Source organism: Pseudomonas paraversuta, assembly GCF_904067025.1.
In the GTDB taxonomy this organism is placed as follows: Bacteria; Pseudomonadota; Gammaproteobacteria; order Pseudomonadales; family Pseudomonadaceae; genus Aquipseudomonas; species Aquipseudomonas paraversuta.
Map to the genome: position 1 here is coordinate 4,858,815 of NZ_CAJFDA010000001.1, position 23,686 is coordinate 4,882,500.

Genomic DNA, 23,686 nt, shown 5'->3' on the forward strand with positions numbered 1-23,686 from the left:
ACCTGTCCTGGTCCTGAAAGTCGTTTTTGCCAAAAAATTTCCACACTTGAACGTGGCGGGAATGGTCGAAATGGCAACCATCAGGAATCGCGGCGAGTATCAGTGGTAAGCGCAGATCCGTCGCAAGGGCTATCCAGCCCAACGCAAAACCTTCGAAACCAAATCCGACGACGCTCAAGCCTGGGCACGAATGATCGAAAGCCACCTTTCTGATTCAACTCTCGAATGTGCGCGTGCGAAAAACCGAGAACGAATAGAGCGGCAACATCGTCACAATGTCAGCGCTCGATTTGCCGAGCGCATCGTGTCGTTGGCCTGCTTCAGTTGAACTGATATCTACTTGCCATGTATCCCCAGCGGCTATGTCGGTCATAGGCCTGCTCCGGATAGGTGAGTAATGGCTCCATCAGCCCATTGGGTGTCGAACACTGCATGAAGCCACGCCTGCGTGCTGATCACCTCCGTCGGTCTCAGCGCTTGGCTGAACGCGTGGATAGCCAGATCATTGGTTAACAGCCCCAATTGATGATAGGTGGGAGCCAGAAAAAACCACCACAACCAGCAAAAGCGCGCCGACCGGCAAACACCCCGCCGCCCATGCCACTCGAAATAGCCCCCATACCAGTCTTATGCCGCCTCCTGAATCAGTGAGTGGAGGCAAAATAACTGGAAATCAGATATAGCTTGATCAGCCGCACCTTGCCCGGATACGGCTATGAACAAGGCTACTTATCACAGGTGTTTAAATTCTTCTTTCAGCAACTCGGAAAACTTATCTTTTGCACGATGAAATTCAACGTTTTTGTTCGATATGAAATAATTTTTCACAGGCAATAAATCTTCAAACATATATTCACTTATACTTCCGAACCGCCCGAACTGCTCAAACAAACCTTTCGGAACTAACGACACGCCTGCTCCGGAACTTACGCACCCCAGGATTGTGCCATAACTGGCTATGCTTGTTATGGGGATTGATACTTCATGCCTCTCCAGCCAACTTACCAACGCCTTCCTGTAAGGGCATCCTTCAGGCCACATGAATATATCAGTGCCACTCAAGTCCTGCGGCTCATTTATCCGCCCCGCAGCCGGAGAGGCGATCAAGACCAACTCCTCCTTGTAAATCTCAATGATTTCAAGATCCGGGTGCTCAGGCCTGACAGCGATGATTGCTCCATCCAGTTCATGGCTGACCACATCGTTTGATAATTGCGACCAATCCCCCGTACTAAACTGCATTTGTACAGAAGGATAGAGCTGATGGAACTTTGATAAAAGCTTGGGCAACCTGCCTGTGGCGGATGACTCTATAGCGCCAATTTTCAAGTTTCCCGACGGCGCTGCGGCGGGATCGAGGGCTCTTTTTGATTCCTCACTCAAAGACAGGATCTTGTTAACGTAGCCAAGAAACAACCGCCCGGAAGGGCTGATTACAAGCCCCCGGCCTTTCCTTATAAATAACGAGACCCCGAGTTCTCTTTCTAAATGCTTGATTCTGTTTGTGATGTTTGACGGAACACAGTGCAACAGTTCAGAGGCGCGGATAATGCTTCCTTGATCGGCCACTGCTTTGAACATCGCTAACTGAGACAACTCCATGTCATTGCTCACTTAAAGTGAATGATGGAATAACTATAAGTCACTTGTTGCAAGCATTCAACTCGTTTAATTTGTAGATGACGGTATGTACGGTTACATGACCGCAGCGTTTGGTGCCACGGCCTGGGTTGAAGACAAATATAAAATACGCGAATGAAACGAATTTTCAGAGTTTCTGTACAACACCGGCGTAGCAAAACATAAGGCAGCTTTGAGTTCAGCCGAGCATAAATACTCAATCATGGAGGCGATGATGGTTTCTATCGCTTCAGAGATTTGGAATGGTCCAGAGTACAACTTCATTGCCCAATACATAGAGGACACGTTACTCACCCTCAATCCTTCTCTGAAAACGAACACTCAGAGTTTGCGTAACGCTAAAGGATAGGTCATGGGACATTCTGGTGAAGTGGAAAACAAGCATGGCTTGCATGCTTTAGCTGCAGCACAAGCATATGCTCGAACGGCCGATATAACTTTCAAGTTGGGTCGACTGAAAGGAACTATGCTCAATTACAATGAAAGAGTAGGAAACGCTTTTGCGGCTATGCACCAAGCCCTGACCTCATAGAGCCAGTTTCTATAGCCAGAGGGATATACCGATTATCTTTCTTCAAACGAGCCATAGGCTAATCGGTATATCTCGAAAAATGCAGAGCTCAAACCAAGAGAAATGTCATGATTTATTGTTGGAAATTTAAGTTGCACAAGGATCCATTATATGGATCTTGAACAAACTTTGATCGCGCTAGGTTTTTTTGCCTTTTGCGGCGGCTTGATAGATGCTGCAGTCGGTGGTGGCGGGCTTGTACAACTGCCGGCACTTTTGCATGCCCTCCCTCAGCAAAGTCTAGCTACTGTTTTCGGAACTAACAAACTGGCTGTTTTGGCGGGCAATTTATCTTCCATATTCAGCTATGTAAAGCGAATAAAAATCATGTGGAAGTTAATGCTTCCCACCATGCTTTCCGCATTTCTATTTGCCTTTCTTGGTGCCTTCTCAGTATCTATCGTGCCAAAAAAACTAATGGAGTTTGTTGTTTTTTTCATCCTGATAGCCATGGCCATTTATACTTTCACGGAAAAAAAATTAGGCTTGGTGGCTTCTAATAAACATTGCGGATCAAAGGAGATTATCTCAGGGGTTTTGTTTGGTGGCCTCATTGGTTTCTATGATGGTGTCTTTGGCCCTGGCAGCGGTAGTCTTCTGCTTTTTATATTTGTAAAATTTTTTGGCTTCGATTTTTTAAACGCATCGGCCTCTGCAAAACTGGTTAATCTGGGTACGTTTAGCGCAGCGCTTATGTTTTTTGTTCCGTCTGGCAACGTCTTATGGACTATCGGCGGTGTAGTTGCTCTGTGCAATATGGCAGGTTCTCTCACCGGTGTTTTCTTGGCACTCCGTTACGGAAGCGGCTTTATCAGGATATTTTTCCTGATTCTGCTTATATTTTTGATAGGCAGAATGGGCTTGTCTCTATTTTCGTAGGGGATAAGCTCAAGCTTTAATCCCTGCGGCCAGCCACTCGCTTCGACTGATCACCAGTTGGGGGTATGACTCGGATGGATCCTCCGGACACATGCAACCCGACAAAGCCCGCCCTGTGCGGGCTTTGTCGTTTCTGCCTGCCGTCTCCTCTCATGCTGTGGCTGCCCCGGACATTGCCGGCAGGACGGTTCAGTCCTATCGTTCCCCGGTCCTGCTGAAGCTGCACGCCAGCAGCCTCAATCGCACAAAACAAGGAGCGAAACCATGAAGCAAGCCCTGGCCACCAAGGATCGTGTGCGAATCCAGCAAGTTGAAGTGCTGTCGGACAACTGGTACGTGCTGCGCAAGACCACCTTCGACTTCCAGGGACGGGACGGGATCTGGCGAAAGATGTCCCGGGAGACCTATGACCGCGGTAACGGTGCGACGATCCTGCTGTACAGCCCGCTGAAAAAAACCGTGGTGCTGACCCGCCAGTTCCGCTTCCCCGCCTTCGTCAACGAACATGACGGCATGCTGATCGAAACCTGCGCCGGACTGCTGGATCAGGATGATCCACACACCTGTATCCGTAAGGAAACCCAGGAGGAAACCGGTTATCGCATTGAAAATGTACGCAAGGTGTTTGAAGCGTTCATGAGCCCCGGTTCGGTTACCGAGCGCCTGCATTTTTTTGTCGGGGAATACTCTGACCAGGACAAGGTCAGCGAGGGTGGAGGCCTTGAAGCCGAGGGCGAGGAGATCGAAGTTCTGGAGTTGCCTCTGGACGACGCACTGGCAATGATCGACACGGGAGAAATCAAGGACGGCAAGACCATCATGCTCTTGCAATACGCGAAGCTGCACGGACTTGTGGATTGCTGAGTTTTTCACTTCGGGAGATTGCTTATGTATAGCCATATCCAGATCGGCGCGCGGGATGTACCGGCGCTGGCAGTCTTTTACGACGGGGTGCTGGCCACTCTGGGCCTGGTGCGCATTGTTCATGATGATGAAGACCGCGGGCCTGCGGGTGCGGGCTGGCAGCGCCCCGGACTTTACTGGCCGCAGTTTTACATTCAGTCGCCGATCAATGGTTTGCCCGCGACCTGGGGCAATGGTGTGCAGGTGAGTTTTGCCGCGCACTCGATCGAGCAGGTGCAAGCGGCCTGGGATACGGCCTTGCGCCTCGGCGGCACGGATGAGGGTGCTCCGGGCAACCGGCCACAATATGGCGACGATTATTACGGCGCCTATTGCCGTGACCCCGAAGGCAACAAGCTGTGCTTTGTGTTTGCCAGGTCGATGGCCATTGCGTAGGAGCGAGCTTGCTCGCGATCTTTCAGCCAATGGAAAAGATCGCGGGCAAGCCTGCTCCTGCAGATCAGCGGGGTTTACAGGTGGTCGGGGCCACTGCCAAAGCGGGTCATCATCACGTTGATGAAGTCTTCGAGGCTCATTTTTTGACCATTGAAATCCACTTCCCCAGCGGCATAGTTGAGGGATGCCAGGATGTTGTTGCCATCCACTTTTGCCAGGCCCGTTTGCACGGCCATGACACCCGCCATTTCGCTGTTGGCGCTGGCCATTTTCGCGATGGTTTGCGGGTCGGTCTGGCCGGCCAGTTGTGCCTGAACGGCGGACAGGTCGGCAATCATGGGTTTGGACAATTGCAGCTTGGCGTCCAGGGAGGTCAGCGTTTGCTTGGTGACTTCGATAGGCGGCTGCTCGAACGAAGTCGGCTGAGCCAGGCTCACCGCAAGGTTGAACTGACTTTCGCCATTGGTGGTTTTAAGGGTGAGTTTTTCCAGCGCCAGCTGTGGTTTGGCCGCCAGCAGTTTTTCGACCTCGGCTTGCATCTGCGCTTGCTCTGCCGGGGTCAACTGCGCCATAGGCATTGTGCCGTCGGCTTGAGGCTCGAATTTGGTTTGGTAGATCTGCAACAGCGATTGCATGGCCGGAATGTCCAGGCTGCTGGCCGTCATGACCATTTGCGCGCTGCCCACCGGTTTGTCGTCCAGGGTGATGTCGCCCACGTTGTACGACAGACGCCCTGACATCAGGCTGCCGTTGGCAGAAGCCGAGCCGGCATATTCGAAGTTTTTGATCTTGGCCACCGACTGGCGCTCGCCAAAGGTCAACTGGCCCTCACTCAGCTCCAGCACGTTCTGCCCCAGGTAGAAGCCATAGCTGCTTTTGGTCAGGTCGCTGGCCAGGGTCAGACCATTGAGCTCGACGCGAACTGGCGGTTGACCGGGCGTGGCGGCCTGAAGCACCAGATGGTCCATGTAGCCTTTGGCCTTGAGGTTTATGCCCTCGGCATCTGTCTGGCCATCCATGGTCAACCCGGAGAAGCTGATGCTGGAGTTCTCGTCAACTTGGGCTTCAAACGGCAGCAGCTCCATGCTCCCGTCAACCGAGCGGTTGTAGCCCAGGGTAACCTGGCCTTTGAGCGGAGACTGGTCCTTGGCGGCGGCGAACCATTTTTCGGTGTACGGGGTTTTTTCCAGCGAATAGTTGCTGGTCGCCATCACTGGCATCCACTTGAACGTCTTGATCCGCGACCATGGCAACGGACCATGTTCGATATTGTCCACAAACAGCAGTTCTACCGGTTGGGCGTCCGGACCTGCGGCGTCGTCCTGCAGATTCACACGGTAGTGCGCAGTGCTGCTGTACAAGTGGCGGTCAAGGGAAACCAGTTCGATAGTGCCGTGGGTGGTGGTGCCTTGCAGCTGGGACGCCAGTTCCTTGTTGGCTTCCTGGATCGAGGTCTTGAGTACATCCTCAAGCTTGGTGCCGGTGTACCACGCGCCTGCGGTGTTCAGGGCACCTGCAATAACAACAATCCCTACCAGTACGCCTAATGGTTTATTCATTAATTGACCCGTTCAATGTCCGTTGTGTTGAAAGATATGCGGTCTTCAGCAAGCCCGTCATAGGCCGAAAAGTGCAAGCAGGTTAACACTGGCAACGGGCTGGACGCTGTTTTTCGGCACCGTCCGATATGGCGCAGATCACGCGTAGCGCAGCTCCATTTCGTCGAGTTGATGATCGAAGCTCTTGAGGCTGGCGCTCCAGGTATACACCAGCACTTCCAGCTCGTGGTCGACCGAGGTTTCGCCGACAGCGTTGAGTGATATGCCTGAGTAATCCAGTTGATAGCGCTCGCGGGCCATGGCTGAGGCTACATCTGAAAGCGCATGGGCGTGGTCGAGCCATTCACGATCCTCAGGCGCCAGGGCCCTGTCGAGTTTCAGACATTGGGATTTCAGGGCCTCGAGGCTTTTTTCCAGCGGGGTGCCGGTGAGTTCACCCATGAACTCCTGGAAGGTGCGGCCCGGCTGCCAGTAGCTGCCCCAGAAATAGCGGTCGAATACGGTTTCAACCCGGCGCAGCGCGACTTTGGTGTCCCAGATCATGACCCGCGTCTGGCCCTTGTCTATTTGCCGCTGCTGGATTTGCCTGGTTTGCACCGACGCCCAGGCCACAACGACGATGGCCAGCACGGCGATCAGGGCACTGGCACTGTCGAGGAAGACCATCGCCTTGTCGATCTGGTGCGCCAGCATGATGCCGTAGAAGTAAGTCGCAGAGAGCAGCACCAGGGCTGCGACTGCGCACCAGAAACCGGGAGCATATGGATTTTTCATTATTAGTATCCCCATCAAGCACTGCTTGCGCGATGGGGAGGACTTGAGACCCGCGTATGCCCTGAACCATCGTTCCGATACCGACCCTTCAAAGCATAGCAACCCTGTCAGGGTTTAGCGTGCTCCGGGGCTTTCGCCTGTGCATTTTCCCAGCCGCCACCGAGGGCCAGAAACAAGTCGATCTGGCTCATGGCAACCTGGGTGTTGGCGGTGGCCAGTTGCGCTTTCACGTCGGTGTAAGTGCGGGTGGCTTGCAGGTCTGCAAGAAACGATTCACGCCCGGCGAGGAAGAACTGGTGCGTTTGCTCGGCAGCCGTTTTAGCCGAATCGCCTGCCAGGGCAAGGGCATCCCGACGCTGGAGCAAGGCAGTGTATTGCACGAGACTGGTCTGGGTCTCACGAATGGCGTTAAGCACCACGCCGTCAAACCTGGCCAGCGCGCCCTGGGTCACCGCCTCGGCTTCACGAATACGGGCCCGCGAACCGTTGGTCGGGATGGTCCAGCTCAGCAACGGGCCAAAGCCCCAGCGGTTGGTCGGTGCCGTGCCGAGGTTTTCCAGCAGGCCCACGGTACCCACGGTCGCACCGATACTGATGTCCGGATACAGCGAACCGGTGGCTACACCGATCTCGGCCGTGGCGCTAGCCAGATGACGTTCGGCCTGACGTACGTCTGGCCGACGCTTGAGCAGCGCTGCGCCGTCGCCCACGGGCAGCAGTTGGGCGATGTGTGGCAGCTCTGCGCAATCGGCAACGCCGGCGGGCAGTTGGTCGAGGGGTTTGGCAATGAGCATCGACAGGCGAAACAACCCTGCCTGACGCAGCGCCTGGTAGCGCGGGAGTTCGGCGCGTAATGATCTGAATTGAGTTTCGGAACGCGTTACCTGGGTTTCGTCGCCCCGGCCCGCATCGCGCAGACGCTGCGTCAGCTGGGTACTCTGCGATTGCAACTGCAGCGACTCTTCGGCGATATGCCGTTCTTCATTGGCCGCGCAAACTTGCGTATAGGCGCGCACCACGTCGGCCACCACTGTGATACGTGCGGTATCGGCTGCCGCCTGGGTTGCGTCGGCATTGGCCTGCGCCGCTTCGATACCGCGTTGCAACGTGCCCCACAGGTCGAACTGATACGAGGTGCTGAGGCCAAGGTCACCGACGTTGGCTACCGGGACCTTGTCCGTCAGCAGGAAGGCTTCACCGGACTCCTGAAGACGCTGGGCGCCCGCCTTCGCCGAACCGCTCCAGCCACCCGCAGACTGCGCCTGTTCAACTTGAGCCCGCGCCCGCGACAGGTTGGCCGCCGCCACGCGCAGATCCGTATTGGAAGCCATGGCCTGGCGCACCAGCTCGTCAAGTCTCGGGTCCTGATACAGTTTCCACCAGTCGGCCGGTACAGGCGCCGACACCACATTCGCGCCCTCACCCGCCAGCTCGCCCTGTAAATCAGGACGCTGCATGGCCGAGTCCTTGGGCAGGTGGTAATCCGGCCCCAGCATCTGGCAGCCGGACAACAGCAAGCCCAGCCCCAGGGCTGCCAGGTGGACCGCTTTCATTGCGCAGTCTCCTGCGCCGGTTTGTCTTTGACCCTGTCCGCGACGATCGAAACGGTCGCGGTACGCCCGGCGATCATGCGGAAATCGGCTGGCACATCATCAAACACGATGCGTACCGGAATCCGCTGCGCCAGCCGCACCCAGCTGAATGCCGGGTTGACGTTGGGCAGCAGGTTCTGGCCGCTGGTGCGGTCGCGGTCTTCAATACCGGCCACGATGCTTTCGACATGGCCACGCAAGCGTGCATTGTCGCCGATCACGCGGATCTCGACGCTCTGACCGACATGGATGCCGTCCAGTTTGGTTTCTTCAAAATAGCCGTCGATATGGAACGAGCTGCTGTCGACAATCGACAGCACGGGCTTGCCGGCCGTGACGAACTCATTGACCCGGGGAGCGCGGTCGTTGACGTAGCCATCAACCGGGCTGCGCACGACGGTGCGATCCAGATTGAGCTGCGCGCTGTCCACGGCGACTTCGGCTTCAGTCAGGGCTGACTGCGCACGCAGTTCCCGGGACTGGCTTTCTTCAAGCAGCTCGCGGGCTACCAGATTGCCCAGCCCGCGGTTGCGTTTGCTTTCGCGCTGGGCCTGGGCCAGCGTCTCCTTGCGATCGGCAACCACTGCCTGGGCCTGGCGCAAGGCCAGACGGAAACGCTCCTGATCGATGATGAACAGCACCTGATCACGGGTGACGGGCTGGTTGTCACGCACATCCACCTGCTTGATCAGGCCCGACACATCGGGGGCAATCTGCACCACGTCGGCGCGAATGTGGCCATCGCGCGTCCAGGGGGCAAACATGTAATACATGGTCATGCGCCAGACCACGACGCAGGCGAACGCCACCACCAACAAGGTGAGAACGACACGGCCCAAGGTCAATAGAGGTTTTTTCATGTCATTAGATATCGACTAAACGAATCCACAACGCCGAGTAGCAAAGCGTAGAGACCGACGTTGAATAAAGCCCGGTGCCAGACCAGGCGGTAAAAGTGCATACGCGTCAGGAGCGCGTGAACCAGCAAAAACAATATGTAAGTGATGCCCATCAGCACCAGGAGCGTGGGCAGAAACACCCCGCTGATATCTACGTCACCGATCATAGCGGCGCTCCGTCAATGCCATGGGCATGGGACTGTGGCAGGTCGTGCTCATCAACGATGAACTCCACACCCGGTAATAGGGCCAGGCGCAAACCGCTCAAGGCGTGGAGCAAGTGCACCCGGGCCTCGCCCTCGTCCTGCATTTCGCGGGCGTTAAGCGCACGGCGGGTGCGGTCCAGGGTCATTTGCAGACCATTGGGCATTGGCAGGCGTTCACCGGCCTTGAGGCAAGCGCTGAAGTACTCCCCCACCTCGCTGACTACCTGGCCCAGCAGGCGTTGCCGCTCGCCGGTGACCCGGGGTGAGTAGGCCAGCAAATCCAGGAGGTTGAGCGCCACTCGCAAGTCACGCAGGGCGCTGCCTGTGTCCTGGCCGGTCATCGCCAGACGCGGCAGGTGCTGCATCAGCCGATCAAGCATTTGCGCGCCCATGTGCCGGTGCTCGGCCAGGGTTGCGGGCCGGGTCAGCGTGACGATATCGCGCCAGCTGAAACGCGTCAGGCGTTTAGCCGCCAGTTCGGCGCCAAAGGGGCGGGCGATAAGGGTCCAGACGAAAGCAAAGAGCAGGCCGATGGGGCCGGCCAGGTTGGCGTTGATGAACACCATGAAGTCTGCGTCGTAGGCCCCCTGAATGCTGATGAATGAGGCCGTGTTGACGATGGTCAGCAAGGTCCCCAGGTAAAAGCGCGGTTGTACCGTCAGCGTACCGACACAGATAAAGGGCACGGCGAACGCCAGGACCAGCATCGGGAAATCGTGCAGGTTGGGCAGGATCACAAACAGGTACAGGCTGGCGAACAGTACCGACAGCGAGGTCCAGAAAAAGAACCGGTAGATCTGCGGCGCCGGGTCGTCCATCGCGGCAAAAAAACTGCAGGCCACGGCCGCCAGAATCACCGCGCTGGCGCCGTCCGTCCAGCCGAGCAAGATCCACAACACCGAGGCGACAACAATTGCCGTCACCGTGGAAAATGCGGAGTAAAGCATCAGGCCCCGATCCAGAAACGGTGTCAGCCGGCCCAGGCGCCAATGCCGGTAAACCGCGCGCCAGATATCCTGACTGCCCGTTGCAATCGCCTGTTGCAGGCTGCGGCAGTCTTGCCACAAATCAATCCACTCGCCCAGCCGGTAGAGCGCATTGGAGAACACCAGCTGGCGTCGCTCATCCAGCGCTTCGGCACTGGGCTGCAAGAGTTCCAGTTCATGGCGCAGAGCCTTCCAGGCCTCGACAGGGGCGCCTTCGCGAGTGCTTTCGAGCCAGTCCCGGCTTTTCGCCAGCAAGGGCGCTATTTTGTCCACCAGCTCGGGGGTACGCCGCTCCAGGGCATACAGCGCGTCATCCAGCGCGTCGACCACCGGCAGCAGGTTGATCATGCGCCCGCGCAGTTCTTTGGTGTTGCGCACGGTCTGCGGCAACGCACCTTCGTGGGGCAATTGACCGATCATCAACTCCAGGCTGTTGAAGGTTGCCACCATAGATGAGCGCAGGCCGCTGGCTTTACTCGGCTCTACGTCGCGGGCCAGAAAATGCTTGCTGTAGCTGGCGGCGTCGCCAAACCACTTGGCGGCGGAATCAACAAACACCGGGGCCAGCCGCCGGGGCCAGAACATGCTGCCCACCACGGCCGCACAGACAATCCCGAGGAGGATTTCTTCGGTGCGCGAGACAGCGATGTCGAATACGTTGAGCGGGTTGTCCACGATCGGCAAGGCGATCATGGGCATGGTGTAGCCCGCGAGCATGAAGATGTAACTGTTGGCCGTGCGCAGGTGCAGCGACAGGAACAACAGGATGCCGGTCCAGAGCGCGACCACCAGCACCAGCAAAAACGGGGTTTGAACAAACATGGGTACAAAAAATACCGCCGCCGAAGCACCCAGTAGCGTGCCCAGGGCGCGGTACACGGCTTTGGAACTGGTGGGGCCGACGAAGGGGCTGGAGACGATGTAGACCGTGGCCATTGCCCAATAGGGTCGGGGCATTTCCATCCACAGGGCGATGTACAGCGCGATCATCGAGGCGGCAAAGGTGCGCACGCCATAGAACCAGTCGCGGGCGGGCGGCATGCTGCTGAAAAAACCGTTCAAGAAGCGGCTCCATCAGGCAATTGGCCGGCAGCTTCGAAGGCCTTGATGACGCGTAATGCGGCTTCCTGATCTGCCACTGAGACCCCCGCCAGCGCTGTACGCCTGAGTTGTACAAGCTGCGCTTCAATCGACTGCACCAGGGAGCGCCCGGTGTCAGTCAGGCTGAGGGTTTTGGCCCGGCGATCGCTGGCGTCTTCATGACGCAGCACGTAACCGGCCTTGCACATCTGATCGAGCAAGCGCACCAGCGACGGGCTTTCCATACCGGCGGCCTGGGCCACGGTGACCTGGCGTGCGCCTTCTCCCAGACGGCCGATAATCAGCAACGGCATGGCGCAGGCTTCGGAAATTCCGTAATTGACCAGCGTGTTCTGGCAGACGCGACGCCAGTGGCGAGTCGCAACCACCATACCGGTGCTGATGCTCATCTGGAGTTGATCAAGAGTGTCAGGCAAGGGGTATCACATAAAGTTAGTTTGCTAACTATTAATATTGCGCGGGCAAATGATCTCAGTCAAGTGTTACCAGTTAATTCTGCTTACCGGTGACCGGTTTTGTGCGCAGCATCAGATTCAATTGATCAACAACCTCTGCCCAGTCGGCGTCTTCATTTATTTCATCGCGCAGGAAAGCCGCCTGAGCCGGCGTCCAGAAAAACGCCTCGTGCAACTTCAGATCCGGCTTGAGTGGCGAGTGCGAAGAGACAAATTTCTCAATGTCTGCTGGCTCGTTGGGCAGACCCAGCTGCTTGAACAATGAGGGAAGACTATGGGTGGGTGCTTGCATCAGAAAGACTCCGGTAAGGCGGGACGCATTCGGCGCCCGCGCAGGTCAAATATAGTCGAGCCTGCGTGTCATCGACGGTTAAGTCCTGAGCTTTGTGCCAACCCGGTGGAATCGGTGCAAAGTCGTCCGGTTGCACCTTGCTGCTGATTAACCAGATACGCCCTGTACCCGCAGGCAAGTCCACCAGGCGATCAACGTAGATTTTCGCGCCATTGGCGTTCACCAGCGTACCAAAACCGTAATTGTTCGGACGCCCCGATGAGCCATCCTCCAGCGGCGGTGTGTAGAGCATGGGCACAGACCCGGTCTTGTTGTAATAGACGTAGCTGAAGTACCAGAACAGGTCACTGACCACGATTCGGTCACCCGGTAAAAACTGCTGATTCACATGCTCAACCAGACGATCGAAATGATCGGCATCGCTGGTGAAGTTGCTGCGCAAACCCACCATCTCGGTACCGGCAAACAGCGTCAGCAATACGATGGCCAGCGCGCGCCGGTGGTTGAGCAGGCGATCCACCGCTATCGCAACAATCAGCGGCAGGCCCAGGGCAGCAAACATCACGTAGCGCTCGATGAACAGCGGTGAGGCAAAAGAGATGGCGTAAATGGCCAGGATCGGCAGCAGGGTGTAGATCACGATCAGCCTGGTGAATCTATGGGGTGTTGCATCCCTCACCGCCATCCATACCGCCCCGACAAGCAGGGCAAGCGGTGCCAGCCAGAACAATGGCCAGGCAAGGCTGTCGCCTTCGTCCTGAATCAACAACTGCCAGGTCATGGCCGGTAGCGAGCGGGCATCAACCCCGGGCTCCCAGCCCACATCGCCCCCGGTCTTGAGTTCACCCATGTGTTGCAGCAGGTCTACCAGCCCCGGAAGCCAGGGCATGAACAACAACATGATGCAGGCGTTGGCGACCCACCAGGCAGGGCGTTTGATCAGTCCGCCGGTACTGCGACCACTCAGCAGCAGGTACAACCAGTGGGCAATCACACAGAAGGCGGTGAAGTAATGGGTGTAAAACCCGGCAGCCATCAGCACGCTGTAGATAACCAGATAGCGGTTGTTGTCGGGCGCTTTAACCCAGTAAACCAGGGCAATCGTTGCCGCGATCAGCCATAACCCCATCAGTGAGTACATCCGCACTTCCTGGCTATAGCGCACGGCGGTCGGCAACAACGCCAGAAGCAGGCCGGCCAGCAACGCAGCCCTGCGGGTCGCAATCAGCCGGACCAGCCACATCCCCAGCAGTACTGTGGCGACCCCGGGCAAAACACTGAGGGCGCGAATCGAAACCAGACTGTCGCCGAACAGCGCCATCCAGCCGTGCAACAGCATGAAGTACAACGGTGGATGAACATCGTGTGCGGCGTGGAACCAGATGCCCGCGAGCGAGTAGTCGCTCAGCATCAGACTTGAGCCTTCATCACACCAAATGGCAGAGGCGGTAGCCCCATAGAAACGCATCGCGCAGGCCAGTAACAAAATGGCCCATACCCATGGCTGACGAAGCAATCCGGCCAGTAGGTTGTGAGGCGATTCAAGGACGCGAAGCATTTTTTCGTCCACACCATTACTACTGAGTACGCCCATCCTTCACCTGCAGCTGCGCATTGACGCTGCACTCGGGCAGCTTGATCTCCGGCGATTGTAGGGCAAGGGGCAGCTGTGTGGTGGGGCCGGATACAAGAAAAGAAGGTGGCAAGATGAAATCACTCGCGCGCAGTCGCGCTAAACTAACTGTTACAAGGTTTGACAAGGATCAGGTCAGTACCTAGCTTTTAATTGGATCCAAATTAACGTACTGAACTGCCGTAGGTAGTGCCAACGTGGCTGTCAAAAATAATCCTTTAAGCAGTATCGAAGTCGCCGGCCCCATACCTGCCCATTTGGCCCGGTCGGTGATTGAAGCGTCCTTGCGCAACGCCATTCTTGATGGCCGGTTGCCCTGTGGCACCGCTATTCGGCAACAGGCCCTGGCGACTTTGTTTGGTGTCAGTCGCATGCCGGTTCGCGAAGCGCTGCGTCAGCTTGAAGCCCAGGGTTTACTGCAAACCGTGCAGCACAAAGGGGCAGTGGTCGCGCCGTTGATCGAGGACGACGCGCTGGAAACCTATGAACTCCGCTTGCTGCTCGAGACACAAGCCCTGCGCCTGTCACTGCCGTTGTTGAGTGAGGAAGATTTTGAAGTGGCTGCCGGTTATATCGAGGCTCTCGAAGTGGAAACCGACTGGAGCAGGATGGGCACTCTCAATCGGCAATTTCATCAGGCGCTTTACTGCAAGGCACCGAACAAAAAACTGCTGGCGCTGATTGATGAAGGGCTGATTGAAGAAGAGCGCTTTCTGCGCTTTAACCTTGAGCAGATGAATTTGGGCAAGCTGTCTCAGGACGATCACCGCGCCTTGCTGCGTCATGCCCGCGCCCGGGATATCGAGGCGTGTATCAAAGAGCTGGAGCTTCATCTACACCGCGGGGTAAAAGCCATTACCCACTATCTCGACAAGCAAAAAACAAAACAGCCCTGACGTTCAAAACGCCAGGGCTGTGGATATGTCTTTGATCAGCGCGCAGAAACCAGGGCTCCCCGCGCGCCTGCACCTCAGATTTTAAAGCTGTCGACCAGCTGTTTGAGGCGGCTGGCCTGCTGCGAAAGCGCATCGCAGTCTTTAAGGGTTTCGTTGAGGTTGACCACACCCTGCTGGTTCAGCAGATTGATCTGGTTGATGTCCACATTAAGGGATTCGACCACGGCGGTCTGTTCTTCAGTTGCCGCGGCAACTGACTGGTTCATGCCGTCAATTTCTTCGATACGCTGGGTCACGCTGATCAAACGCGCGCCGGCCTGGTTGGCCACCTCAACACTGTCCTCGCTGGATACCTGGCTGGCATTCATGGTGCTGACCGCTTCGCGGGAACCCACTTGCAGCGAGGTGATCATTTTATGAATCTCCTCTGCCGACTCCTGAGTGCGGTGAGCAAGGTTGCGTACTTCATCCGCCACCACGGCAAACCCGCGGCCCGCTTCGCCCGCACGCGCGGCCTCAATGGCTGCGTTAAGGGCCAGCAAGTTGGTTTGCTGGGAGATCCCTTTGATCACATCCAGAATGTGCCCAATGTTGTCGGTGCTGGCATTCAGGGTTTCGATCTGGGCACACGACAGGCTGATCTTCCGGGAAAGTTCAGTCATGGCCTGAATCGTCTGCTCAACGACTTTGCGCCCATCATCTGCCTGTTCACTGGCGCCGCTGGCATGCTGCGAAGCATCTGCGGCGTTGCGCGCGATTTCCTGGGTGGCTGCGCCCAGTTCGTTGATGGCTGCGGCAACGCTGTTGGTGCGCGCGCTTTGTTCATCGGAGCCAATGATTGACGCGTTTGACGATGCCATTACGCGCTGGGACAAATCATGGACCTGACGGGTAGCGGAGGACACTTCGGAGATCGACGCGTGAATACGCTCCACGAACTGGTTGAATGAACTGGCCAACTCGCCAAATTCATCCTTGTTTTCAATCACCAGACGCCGTGTCAGATCGCCTTCACCCTGGGCGATATCCTGCATGGCACGTCCCATGGTGGTCAGCGGCCGCATCAGGACCCGGATCAACAGGCTCAGAAGCAGAGCAATCACTGCCACCGCAATAAACATTGCGATCAACGCAGAGGTGCGGAACTTAGACAGAGGGGCGTAAGCTTTTTGTTTGTCCAACGACTGGCCGATGTACCAGTCTGCAGAGGGCAAGCCTGTGACCGGGGTAAAGGAGATGATTCGCTCCTGGCCATTGAGTTGCACCTCTTGAACGCCCTTCTCGATCTTCAGGTTGCTGGACGGGTATATATCCTTCAGGTTTTTCATGACCTGGTCTTTGTCCGGGCTGACGATGACCTGGCCATCACCGCTCACCAGAAATGCGTAGCCCAAACCGCCGGAATCCACCGAGTTAATAATTTTAACCAGACTGTCCAGGCTCAAGTCGCCTCCCACTACGCCCAGCAGCTGACCGTCTTTCTTGACGGGCATGGCAATGGTCACGATCAAACCGCCAACAGCTGCCATATAAGGCGGTGTGAGCATGGTCTTGCCGGCGCTTACAGCCTGTTTGTACCAAGGGCGCTCACGGGGGTCATAGCCCTCTGGCATTTTGGCGTCAGGTCGCTGTGTGAACACGCCATTAGCTTGACCAACGTACGTGAACTGGAAGTTCGAGGTGAACGCAGGCTGGTCGACCAACCCTGGCAAATCAGCCTGGCTGCCCTGGTGAGCAACGCTTTGTGCAAGGCTCTCCAGCACCAGGATACGACCGCTCAACCAATTCTGGACGCTACTGGCTGTCAGGTTGCCAGCCTGCTCCACCGACGACTCGATATTTTGGTTGATCGTATTTCGCTGCAGATAGTCGTTGTACAAAGTGAACAACGCAAACGCCAGAACCACGACGCCTGAAGCGGCCAGAAGAATTTTATGGCTGAACTTGAGATTCATTGCATGGACTTCTTATGCCGAAAGGTGGGATGCGTGCGGGTACAAAATTCCGTGTAGCACTTGAGACAGCCAGCGGGGATAGCTGTACTGAATGCACGCATTGCTCATAAGGCTGTCGGCACCGACTGCGGAAAACTTAGCTGTATTTTTAAAACCCGACGGGAGTACGACCGGGCTTGTCGTTACCTGGATTTTGAGGGAGGACGCAGGGGTGGTCCGAAGACAGGAGGCGGCGCCAGAAATTTTCCCGGCGCAAAAACAAAACCCCTGTCTGCGTTGAGCAGACAGGGGTTTCGGAATTCAATCTTGACGATGACCTACTCTCACATGGGGAAACCCCACACTACCATCGGCGATGCATCGTTTCACTTCTGAGTTCGGGATGGGATCAGGTGGTTCCAATGCTCTATGGTCGTCAAGAAATTCTGTAGCAGATCCGTTATCAAAACGTGCCTGCGAAAACTTGGGACTTCTATAAAAACAAAATCCCCGTCTGCGTGAGCAGACAGGGATTTTGGAATTTAATCTTGACGATGACCTACTCTCACATGGGGAAACCCCACACTACCATCGGCGATGCATCGTTTCACTTCTGAGTTCGGGATGGGATCAGGTGGTTCCAATGCTCTATGGTCGTCAAGAAATTCGGTAGCCAGCGCGTTTACCTTACGGTCAACGTTCCAGCGAATGGGTATGTAATAGATTTGTGTGTTATGCAAACTTTCGGTTTGTATCGTCTTCACACACCGCAACTTGTCTGTTCTTGTGACCAAGAACGCAAATTGCTTGGGTGTTATATGGTCAAGCCTCACGGGCAATTAGTATTGGTTAGCTCAACGCCTCACAGCGCTTACACACCCAACCTATCAACGTCGTAGTCTTCGACGGCCCTTTAGGGAACTCAAGGTTCCAGTGAGATCTCATCTTGAGGCAAGTTTCCCGCTTAGATGCTTTCAGCGGTTATCTTTCCCGAACATAGCTACCCGGCAATGCCACTGGCGTGACAACCGGAACACCAGAGGTTCGTCCACTCCGGTCCTCTCGTACTAGGAGCAGCCCCTCTCAAATCTCAAACGTCCACGGCAGATAGGGACCGAACTGTCTCACGACGTTCTAAACCCAGCTCGCGTACCACTTTAAATGGCGAACAGCCATACCCTTGGGACCGGCTTCAGCCCCAGGATGTGATGAGCCGACATCGAGGTGCCAAACACCGCCGTCGATATGAACTCTTGGGCGGTATCAGCCTGTTATCCCCGGAGTACCTTTTATCCGTTGAGCGATGGCCCTTCCATACAGAACCACCGGATCACTAAGACCTACTTTCGTACCTGCTCGACGTGTCTGTCTCGCAGTCAAGCGCGCTTTTGCCTTTATACTCTACGACCGATTTCCGACCGGTCTGAGCGCACCTTCGTACTCCTCCGTTACTCTTTAGGAGGAGACCGCCCCAGTCAAACTACCCACCATACACTGTCCTCGATCCGGATAACGGACCTGAGTTAGAACCTCAAAGTTGCCAGGGTGGTATTTCAAGGTTGGCTCCATGCAGACTGGCGTCCACACTTCAAAGCCTCCCACCTATCCTACACAAGCAAATTCAAAGTCCAGTGCAAAGCTATAGTAAAGGTTCACGGGGTCTTTCCGTCTAGCCGCGGATACACTGCATCTTCACAGCGATTTCAATTTCACTGAGTCTCGGGTGGAGACAGCGCCGCCATCGTTACGCCATTCGTGCAGGTCGGAACTTACCCGACAAGGAATTTCGCTACCTTAGGACCGTTATAGTTACGGCCGCCGTTTACCGGGGCTTCGATCAAGAGCTTCGCGTTAGCTAACCCCATCAATTAACCTTCCGGCACCGGGCAGGCGTCACACCCTATACGTCCACTTTCGTGTTTGCAGAGTGCTGTGTTTTTAATAAACAGTCGCAGCGGCCTGGTATCTTCGACCGGCGTGGGCTTACGCAGTAAATGCTTCACCCTCACCGGCGCACCTTCTCCCGAAGTTACGGTGCCATTTTGCCTAGTTCCTTCACCCGAGTTCTCTCAAGCGCCTTGGTATTCTCTACCCAACCACCTGTGTCGGTTTGGGGTACGGTTCCTGGTTACCTGAAGCTTAGAAGCTTTTCTTGGAAGCATGGCATCAACCACTTCGTTAACTAAAAGTTAACTCGTCATCAGCTCTCGGCCTTAGAATCCCGGATTTACCTAAGATTCCAGCCTACCACCTTAAACTTGGACAACCAACGCCAAGCTGGCCTAGCCTTCTCCGTCCCTCCATCGCAATAACCAGAAGTACAGGAATATTAACCTGTTTTCCATCGACTACGCTTTTCAGCCTCGCCTTAGGGACCGACTAACCCTGCGTCGATTAACGTTGCGCAGGAAACCTTGGTCTTTCGGCGTGGGTGTTTTTCACACCCATTATCGTTACTCATGTCAGCATTCGCACTTCTGATACCTCCAGCAAGCTTCTCAACTCACCTTCACAGGCTTACAGAACGCTCCTCTACCGCATCATCCTAAGATGATACCCGTAGCTTCGGTGTATGGTTTGAGCCCCGTTAAATCTTCCGCGCAGGCCGACTCGACTAGTGAGCTATTACGCTTTCTTTAAAGGGTGGCTGCTTCTAAGCCAACCTCCTAGCTGTCTAAGCCTTCCCACATCGTTTCCCACTTAACCATAACTTTGGGACCTTAGCTGACGGTCTGGGTTGTTTCCCTTTTCACGACGGACGTTAGCACCCGCCGTGTGTCTCCCATGCTCGGCACTTGTAGGTATTCGGAGTTTGCATCGGTTTGGTAAGTCGGGATGACCCCCTAGCCGAAACAGTGCTCTACCCCCTACAGTGATACATGAGGCGCTACCTAAATAGCTTTCGAGGAGAACCAGCTATCTCCGAGCTTGATTAGCCTTTCACTCCGATCCACAGGTCATCCGCTAACTTTTCAACGGTAGTCGGTTCGGTCCTCCAGTTAGTGTTACCCAACCTTCAACCTGCCCATGGATAGATCGCCCGGTTTCGGGTCTATTCCCAGCGACTAGACGCCCTATTAAGACTCGCTTTCGCTACGCCTCCCCTATTCGGTTAAGCTTGCCACTGAAAATAAGTCGCTGACCCATTATACAAAAGGTACGCAGTCACCCAACAAAGTGGGCTCCCACTGCTTGTACGCATACGGTTTCAGGATCTATTTCACTCCCCTCTCCGGGGTTCTTTTCGCCTTTCCCTCACGGTACTAGTTCACTATCGGTCAGTCAGTAGTATTTAGCCTTGGAGGATGGTCCCCCCATATTCAGACAAAGTTTCTCGTGCTCCGTCCTACTCGATTTCACTGCAAAGATGTTTTCGCGTACAGGGCTATCACCCACTATGGCCGCACTTTCCAGAGCGTTCCGCTAACATCAATACAGCTTAAGGGCTGGTCCCCGTTCGCTCGCCACTACTAAGGGAATCTCGGTTGATTTCTTTTCCTCAGGGTACTTAGATGTTTCAGTTCCCCTGGTTCGCTTCTTAAGCCTATGTATTCAGCTTAAGATACCTAACTTATGTTAGGTGGGTTCCCCCATTCAGACATCTCCGGATCAAAGTCTGTTTGCCGACTCCCCGAAGCTTTTCGCAGGCTACCACGTCTTTCATCGCCTCTGACTGCCAAGGCATCCACCGTATGCGCTTCTTCACTTGACCATATAACCCCAAGCAATCTGGTTATACTATGAAGACGACATTCGCCGAAAATTCGCATGTTCAATTAAGAACGTTCACAAATTTTACCTTAGCCTGAATAAACACCAGTGAAAGTGTTATCCAGTCTAACTTTCTATTACATACCCAAATTTTTAAAGAACGATCTAATCAAAAGATCAGAAATCAACATTCACCATCATTTGATGGAATGCTCATTTCTAAGCTTTACGATACAGAAGCAAGTAATGGTGGAGCCAAACGGGATCGAACCGTTGACCTCCTGCGTGCAAGGCAGGCGCTCTCCCAGCTGAGCTATGGCCCCATATTTCTACAGGCACTTTCCACACAAAATTGGTGGGTCTGGGCAGATTCGAACTGCCGACCTCACCCTTATCAGGGGTGCGCTCTAACCAACTGAGCTACAGACCCAATTTTGGTCTGCTTCTATCGTCTTCTTCAATGAATCAAGCAATTCGTGTGGGGACTTATGGAGCAGCTGATGTCGTCGATTAAGGAGGTGATCCAGCCGCAGGTTCCCCTACGGCTACCTTGTTACGACTTCACCCCAGTCATGAATCACACCGTGGTAACCGTCCTCCCGAGGGTTAGACTAGCTACTTCTGGTGCAACCCACTCCCATGGTGTGACGGGCGGTGTGTACAAGGCCCGGGAACGTATTCACCGTGACATTCTGATTCACGATTACTAGCGATTCCGACTTCACGCAGTCGAGTTGCAGACTGCGATCCGGACTACGATCGGTTTTATGGGATTAGCTCCACCTCGCGGCTTGGCAACCCTTTGTACCGACCATTGTAGCACGTGTGTAGCCCAGGCCGTAAGGGCCATGATGACTTGACGTCATCCCCACCTTCCTCCGGTTTGTCACCGGCAGTCTCCTTAGAGTGCCCACCATTACGTGCTGGTAACTAAGGACAAGGGTTGCGCTCGTTACGGGACTTAACCCAACATCTCACGACACGAGCTGACGACAGCCATGCAGCACCTGTCTCAATGTTCCCGAAGGCACCAATCTATCTCTAGAAAGTTCATTGGATGTCAAGGCCTGGTAAGGTTCTTCGCGTTGCTTCGAATTAAACCACATGCTCCACCGCTTGTGCGGGCCCCCGTCAATTCATTTGAGTTTTAACCTTGCGGCCGTACTCCCCAGGCGGTCAACTTAATGCGTTAGCTGCGCCACTAAGAGTTCAAGACTCCCAACGGCTAGTTGACATCGTTTACGGCGTGGACTACCAGGGTATCTAATCCTGTTTGCTCCCCACGCTTTCGCACCTCAGTGTCAGTATCAGTCCAGGTAGTCGCCTTCGCCACTGGTGTTCCTTCCTATATCTACGCATTTCACCGCTACACAGGAAATTCCACTACCCTCTACCATACTCTAGCTTGCCAGTTTTGGATGCAGTTCCCAGGTTGAGCCCGGGGATTTCACATTCAACTTAACAAACCACCTACGCGCGCTTTACGCCCAGTAATTCCGATTAACGCTTGCACCCTCTGTATTACCGCGGCTGCTGGCACAGAGTTAGCCGGTGCTTATTCTGTCGGTAACGTCAAAACACTAACGTATTAGGTTAATGCCCTTCCTCCCAACTTAAAGTGCTTTACAATCCGAAGACCTTCTTCACACACGCGGCATGGCTGGATCAGGCTTTCGCCCATTGTCCAATATTCCCCACTGCTGCCTCCCGTAGGAGTCTGGACCGTGTCTCAGTTCCAGTGTGACTGATCATCCTCTCAGACCAGTTACGGATCGTAGCCTTGGTGAGCCATTACCTCACCAACTAGCTAATCCGACCTAGGCTCATCTGATAGCGCAAGGCCCGAAGGTCCCCTGCTTTCTCCCGTAGGACGTATGCGGTATTAGCGTCCGTTTCCGAACGTTATCCCCCACTACCAGGCAGATTCCTAGGTATTACTCACCCGTCCGCCGCTCTCAAGAGGTGCAAGCACCTCTCTACCGCTCGACTTGCATGTGTTAGGCCTGCCGCCAGCGTTCAATCTGAGCCATGATCAAACTCTTCAGTTCAAACATCTTTGGGTTTTTAAGAAACCCTAAACTTGGCTCAGCAATCGTTGGTTACATCTTTGATTTCTCGCGGAGTAACTTGTGATGCTGATAATCTTGTTGACTATCAGTCTGACTCCACAAGCACCCACACGAATTGCTTGATTCAGTTGTTAAAGAGCGGTTGGTTAAGCTTTCGCTCAACCGAGGCGCGCATTCTACAGCAGCCTCTGTTGCTGTCAAGTGGTTATTTTCAGATGTTTTCAAAGTTTCCTTTGTAACATCAACCACTTGCGCTTTCGATCTCTCGTTAGCGGGAGGCGAATTCTACAGCGTTACACGCTGCTGTCAACACCTTAATTCCTGCTTCTTTCGATTGAGATAACCGAAGTGCTAACCAGGTAAACGACTTGATTAGCAGTACAGGCTTTATACAAAGCTTGTACTTATACAAAAACAAAATCCCCGTCTGCGTGAGCAGACAGGGATTTTGGAATTTAATCTTGACGATGACCTACTCTCACATGGGGAAACCCCACACTACCATCGGCGATGCATCGTTTCACTTCTGAGTTCGGGATGGGATCAGGTGGTTCCAATGCTCTATGGTCGTCAAGAAATTCGGTAGCCAGCGCGTTTACCTTACGGTCAACGTTCCAGCGAATGGGTATGTAATAGATTTGTGTGTTGTGCAAACTTTCGGTTTGTATCGTCTTCACACACCGCAACTTGTCTGTTCTTGTCACCAAGAACGCAAATTGCTTGGGTGTTATATGGTCAAGCCTCACGGGCAATTAGTATTGGTTAGCTCAACGCCTCACAGCGCTTACACACCCAACCTATCAACGTCGTAGTCTTCGACGGCCCTTTAGGGAACTCAAGGTTCCAGTGAGATCTCATCTTGAGGCAAGTTTCCCGCTTAGATGCTTTCAGCGGTTATCTTTCCCGAACATAGCTACCCGGCAATGCCACTGGCGTGACAACCGGAACACCAGAGGTTCGTCCACTCCGGTCCTCTCGTACTAGGAGCAGCCCCTCTCAAATCTCAAACGTCCACGGCAGATAGGGACCGAACTGTCTCACGACGTTCTAAACCCAGCTCGCGTACCACTTTAAATGGCGAACAGCCATACCCTTGGGACCGGCTTCAGCCCCAGGATGTGATGAGCCGACATCGAGGTGCCAAACACCGCCGTCGATATGAACTCTTGGGCGGTATCAGCCTGTTATC

At 54.8% G+C, this 23,686-nt stretch carries 16 protein-coding genes, 2 tRNA genes, 6 rRNA genes and 1 pseudogene (1 of these 25 running past the window's edge); 4 read left to right on the forward strand and 21 right to left on the reverse strand.

Going from position 1 to position 23,686, the window contains the following annotated elements; all coding sequences use genetic code 11:
* Window positions 1-214: 214 nt before the first annotated feature.
* Both JQ848_RS21995 and JQ848_RS22000 read right to left on the reverse strand, forming a co-directional pair.
* Window positions 215-373, reverse strand: coding sequence for a hypothetical protein (locus tag JQ848_RS21995; RefSeq protein WP_158525128.1), 159 nt, complete (start codon window positions 371-373; stop codon window positions 215-217).
* Between the two features lie 359 nt (window positions 374-732).
* Window positions 733-1,602: a LysR family transcriptional regulator gene (locus JQ848_RS22000; RefSeq protein ID WP_202211193.1), complete on the reverse strand. Its 870-nt coding sequence runs from the start codon at window positions 1,600-1,602 to the stop codon at window positions 733-735.
* A 721-nt stretch (window positions 1,603-2,323) separates the two neighbouring features.
* Between JQ848_RS22000 and JQ848_RS22005 the strand changes: the two genes are divergently transcribed.
* From JQ848_RS22005 to JQ848_RS22015, 3 genes are all read left to right on the forward strand, one after another.
* Window positions 2,324-3,091: a sulfite exporter TauE/SafE family protein gene (locus JQ848_RS22005; RefSeq protein WP_127195654.1), complete on the forward strand. Its 768-nt coding sequence runs from the start codon at window positions 2,324-2,326 to the stop codon at window positions 3,089-3,091.
* Window positions 3,092-3,355: 264 nt separating this feature from the next.
* Window positions 3,356-3,955: a GDP-mannose pyrophosphatase NudK gene (gene nudK / locus JQ848_RS22010; RefSeq protein ID WP_003438202.1), complete on the forward strand. Its 600-nt coding sequence runs from the start codon at window positions 3,356-3,358 to the stop codon at window positions 3,953-3,955.
* 24 nt (window positions 3,956-3,979) lie between these two features.
* Entirely contained in the window at window positions 3,980-4,390 is a 411-nt protein-coding gene (locus JQ848_RS22015) for a VOC family protein (protein WP_003438199.1), read from the forward strand.
* Window positions 4,391-4,464: 74 nt separating this feature from the next.
* Here the strand turns inward: JQ848_RS22015 and JQ848_RS22020 are convergent, their stop codons facing one another.
* The 9 genes from JQ848_RS22020 to JQ848_RS22060 all read right to left on the reverse strand — a co-directional run bounded on the left by JQ848_RS22020 (window position 4,465) and on the right by JQ848_RS22060 (window position 13,848).
* Window positions 4,465-5,949 (reverse strand): YdgA family protein, encoded by a 1,485-nt coding sequence (locus JQ848_RS22020; protein ID WP_127195653.1) that lies wholly within the window; start codon window positions 5,947-5,949, stop codon window positions 4,465-4,467.
* Window positions 5,950-6,087: 138 nt separating this feature from the next.
* Window positions 6,088-6,723 (reverse strand): hypothetical protein, encoded by a 636-nt coding sequence (locus JQ848_RS22025; RefSeq protein ID WP_003438193.1) that lies wholly within the window; start codon window positions 6,721-6,723, stop codon window positions 6,088-6,090.
* Between the two features lie 107 nt (window positions 6,724-6,830).
* Complete coding sequence (locus JQ848_RS22030) at window positions 6,831-8,276, reverse strand: efflux transporter outer membrane subunit (protein ID WP_003438190.1); 1,446 nt, start codon at window positions 8,274-8,276, stop codon at window positions 6,831-6,833.
* Window positions 8,273-9,175, reverse strand: a complete 903-nt coding sequence (locus tag JQ848_RS22035; protein ID WP_202211195.1) for an efflux RND transporter periplasmic adaptor subunit — start codon at window positions 9,173-9,175, stop codon at window positions 8,273-8,275. Before JQ848_RS22035 ends, JQ848_RS22030 begins: the two co-directional genes overlap by 4 nt.
* The gene (locus tag JQ848_RS22040) at window positions 9,172-9,381 is read right to left on the reverse strand and encodes a DUF1656 domain-containing protein (protein WP_003438187.1); all 210 of its coding nucleotides are present in this window, start codon (window positions 9,379-9,381) and stop codon (window positions 9,172-9,174) included. The genes JQ848_RS22035 and JQ848_RS22040 overlap by 4 nt, the downstream gene beginning before the upstream one ends.
* Complete coding sequence (locus JQ848_RS22045) at window positions 9,378-11,468, reverse strand: FUSC family protein (protein WP_003438184.1); 2,091 nt, start codon at window positions 11,466-11,468, stop codon at window positions 9,378-9,380. Before JQ848_RS22045 ends, JQ848_RS22040 begins: the two co-directional genes overlap by 4 nt.
* Window positions 11,465-11,896 (reverse strand): MarR family winged helix-turn-helix transcriptional regulator, encoded by a 432-nt coding sequence (locus tag JQ848_RS22050; RefSeq protein WP_003438183.1) that lies wholly within the window; start codon window positions 11,894-11,896, stop codon window positions 11,465-11,467. The genes JQ848_RS22045 and JQ848_RS22050 overlap by 4 nt, the downstream gene beginning before the upstream one ends.
* Window positions 11,897-11,996: 100 nt before the next feature.
* The gene (locus JQ848_RS22055; RefSeq protein ID WP_003438182.1) at window positions 11,997-12,254 is read right to left on the reverse strand and encodes a DUF2789 domain-containing protein; all 258 of its coding nucleotides are present in this window, start codon (window positions 12,252-12,254) and stop codon (window positions 11,997-11,999) included.
* Entirely contained in the window at window positions 12,235-13,848 is a 1,614-nt protein-coding gene (locus JQ848_RS22060) for a glycosyltransferase family 39 protein (protein ID WP_160626429.1), read from the reverse strand. The genes JQ848_RS22055 and JQ848_RS22060 overlap by 20 nt, the downstream gene beginning before the upstream one ends.
* Window positions 13,849-14,084: 236 nt before the next feature.
* On the opposite strand from JQ848_RS22060, the gene JQ848_RS22065 reads away from it, so the two are divergent.
* Window positions 14,085-14,783, forward strand: a complete 699-nt coding sequence (locus JQ848_RS22065; protein WP_127195650.1) for a GntR family transcriptional regulator — start codon at window positions 14,085-14,087, stop codon at window positions 14,781-14,783.
* Window positions 14,784-14,857: 74 nt separating this feature from the next.
* Here the strand turns inward: JQ848_RS22065 and JQ848_RS23045 are convergent, their stop codons facing one another.
* The 10 genes and pseudogenes from JQ848_RS23045 to JQ848_RS22110 form a co-directional block, all read right to left on the reverse strand.
* Complete coding sequence (locus JQ848_RS23045; protein ID WP_369826399.1) at window positions 14,858-15,643, reverse strand: methyl-accepting chemotaxis protein; 786 nt, start codon at window positions 15,641-15,643, stop codon at window positions 14,858-14,860.
* Between the two features lie 69 nt (window positions 15,644-15,712).
* Window positions 15,713-16,738, reverse strand: a pseudogene (locus JQ848_RS23050) (HAMP domain-containing protein); the annotation flags it as partial.
* 304 nt (window positions 16,739-17,042) lie between these two features.
* Window positions 17,043-17,158, reverse strand: a 5S ribosomal RNA gene (gene rrf, locus JQ848_RS22075).
* Between the two features lie 105 nt (window positions 17,159-17,263).
* Window positions 17,264-17,379, reverse strand: a 5S ribosomal RNA gene (gene rrf / locus JQ848_RS22080).
* 156 nt (window positions 17,380-17,535) lie between these two features.
* Window positions 17,536-20,429 (reverse strand): 23S ribosomal RNA (locus JQ848_RS22085).
* A gap of 246 nt (window positions 20,430-20,675) precedes the next feature.
* Window positions 20,676-20,751 (reverse strand) — tRNA-Ala (locus JQ848_RS22090).
* A 30-nt stretch (window positions 20,752-20,781) separates the two neighbouring features.
* Window positions 20,782-20,858 (reverse strand) — tRNA-Ile (locus JQ848_RS22095).
* A gap of 81 nt (window positions 20,859-20,939) precedes the next feature.
* Window positions 20,940-22,476: ribosomal RNA gene (locus JQ848_RS22100) — 16S ribosomal RNA — on the reverse strand.
* 480 nt (window positions 22,477-22,956) lie between these two features.
* Window positions 22,957-23,072: ribosomal RNA gene (gene rrf, locus JQ848_RS22105) — 5S ribosomal RNA — on the reverse strand.
* Between the two features lie 156 nt (window positions 23,073-23,228).
* Window positions 23,229-23,686: ribosomal RNA gene (locus JQ848_RS22110) — 23S ribosomal RNA — on the reverse strand; it runs 2,436 nt beyond the window's last position.
* Together the 16S, 23S and 5S rRNA genes with 2 tRNA genes alongside form the textbook arrangement of a ribosomal RNA operon.

Bases quoted from the DNA above. Each gene is read 5' to 3' on its own strand.
- JQ848_RS21995 (WP_158525128.1), bottom strand. From the start codon at position 373: ATGACCGACATAGCCGCTGGGGATACATGGCAAGTAGATATCAGTTCA.
- JQ848_RS22030 (WP_003438190.1), bottom strand. From the start codon at position 8,276: ATGAAAGCGGTCCACCTGGCAGCCCTGGGGCTGGGCTTGCTGTTGTCC.
- JQ848_RS22015 (WP_003438199.1), top strand. From the start codon at position 3,980: ATGTATAGCCATATCCAGATCGGCGCGCGGGATGTACCGGCGCTGGCA.
- JQ848_RS22020 (WP_127195653.1), bottom strand. From the start codon at position 5,949: ATGAATAAACCATTAGGCGTACTGGTAGGGATTGTTGTTATTGCAGGT.
- JQ848_RS22005 (WP_127195654.1), top strand. From the start codon at position 2,324: ATGGATCTTGAACAAACTTTGATCGCGCTAGGTTTTTTTGCCTTTTGC.
- JQ848_RS22060 (WP_160626429.1), bottom strand. From the start codon at position 13,848: ATGGGCGTACTCAGTAGTAATGGTGTGGACGAAAAAATGCTTCGCGTC.
- JQ848_RS22055 (WP_003438182.1), bottom strand. From the start codon at position 12,254: ATGCAAGCACCCACCCATAGTCTTCCCTCATTGTTCAAGCAGCTGGGT.
- JQ848_RS22040 (WP_003438187.1), bottom strand. From the start codon at position 9,381: ATGATCGGTGACGTAGATATCAGCGGGGTGTTTCTGCCCACGCTCCTG.
- JQ848_RS22050 (WP_003438183.1), bottom strand. From the start codon at position 11,896: ATGAGCATCAGCACCGGTATGGTGGTTGCGACTCGCCACTGGCGTCGC.
- nudK (WP_003438202.1), top strand. From the start codon at position 3,356: ATGAAGCAAGCCCTGGCCACCAAGGATCGTGTGCGAATCCAGCAAGTT.
- JQ848_RS22000 (WP_202211193.1), bottom strand. From the start codon at position 1,602: ATGGAGTTGTCTCAGTTAGCGATGTTCAAAGCAGTGGCCGATCAAGGA.
- JQ848_RS23045 (WP_369826399.1), bottom strand. From the start codon at position 15,643: ATGGCATCGTCAAACGCGTCAATCATTGGCTCCGATGAACAAAGCGCG.
- JQ848_RS22035 (WP_202211195.1), bottom strand. From the start codon at position 9,175: ATGAAAAAACCTCTATTGACCTTGGGCCGTGTCGTTCTCACCTTGTTG.
- JQ848_RS22025 (WP_003438193.1), bottom strand. From the start codon at position 6,723: ATGAAAAATCCATATGCTCCCGGTTTCTGGTGCGCAGTCGCAGCCCTG.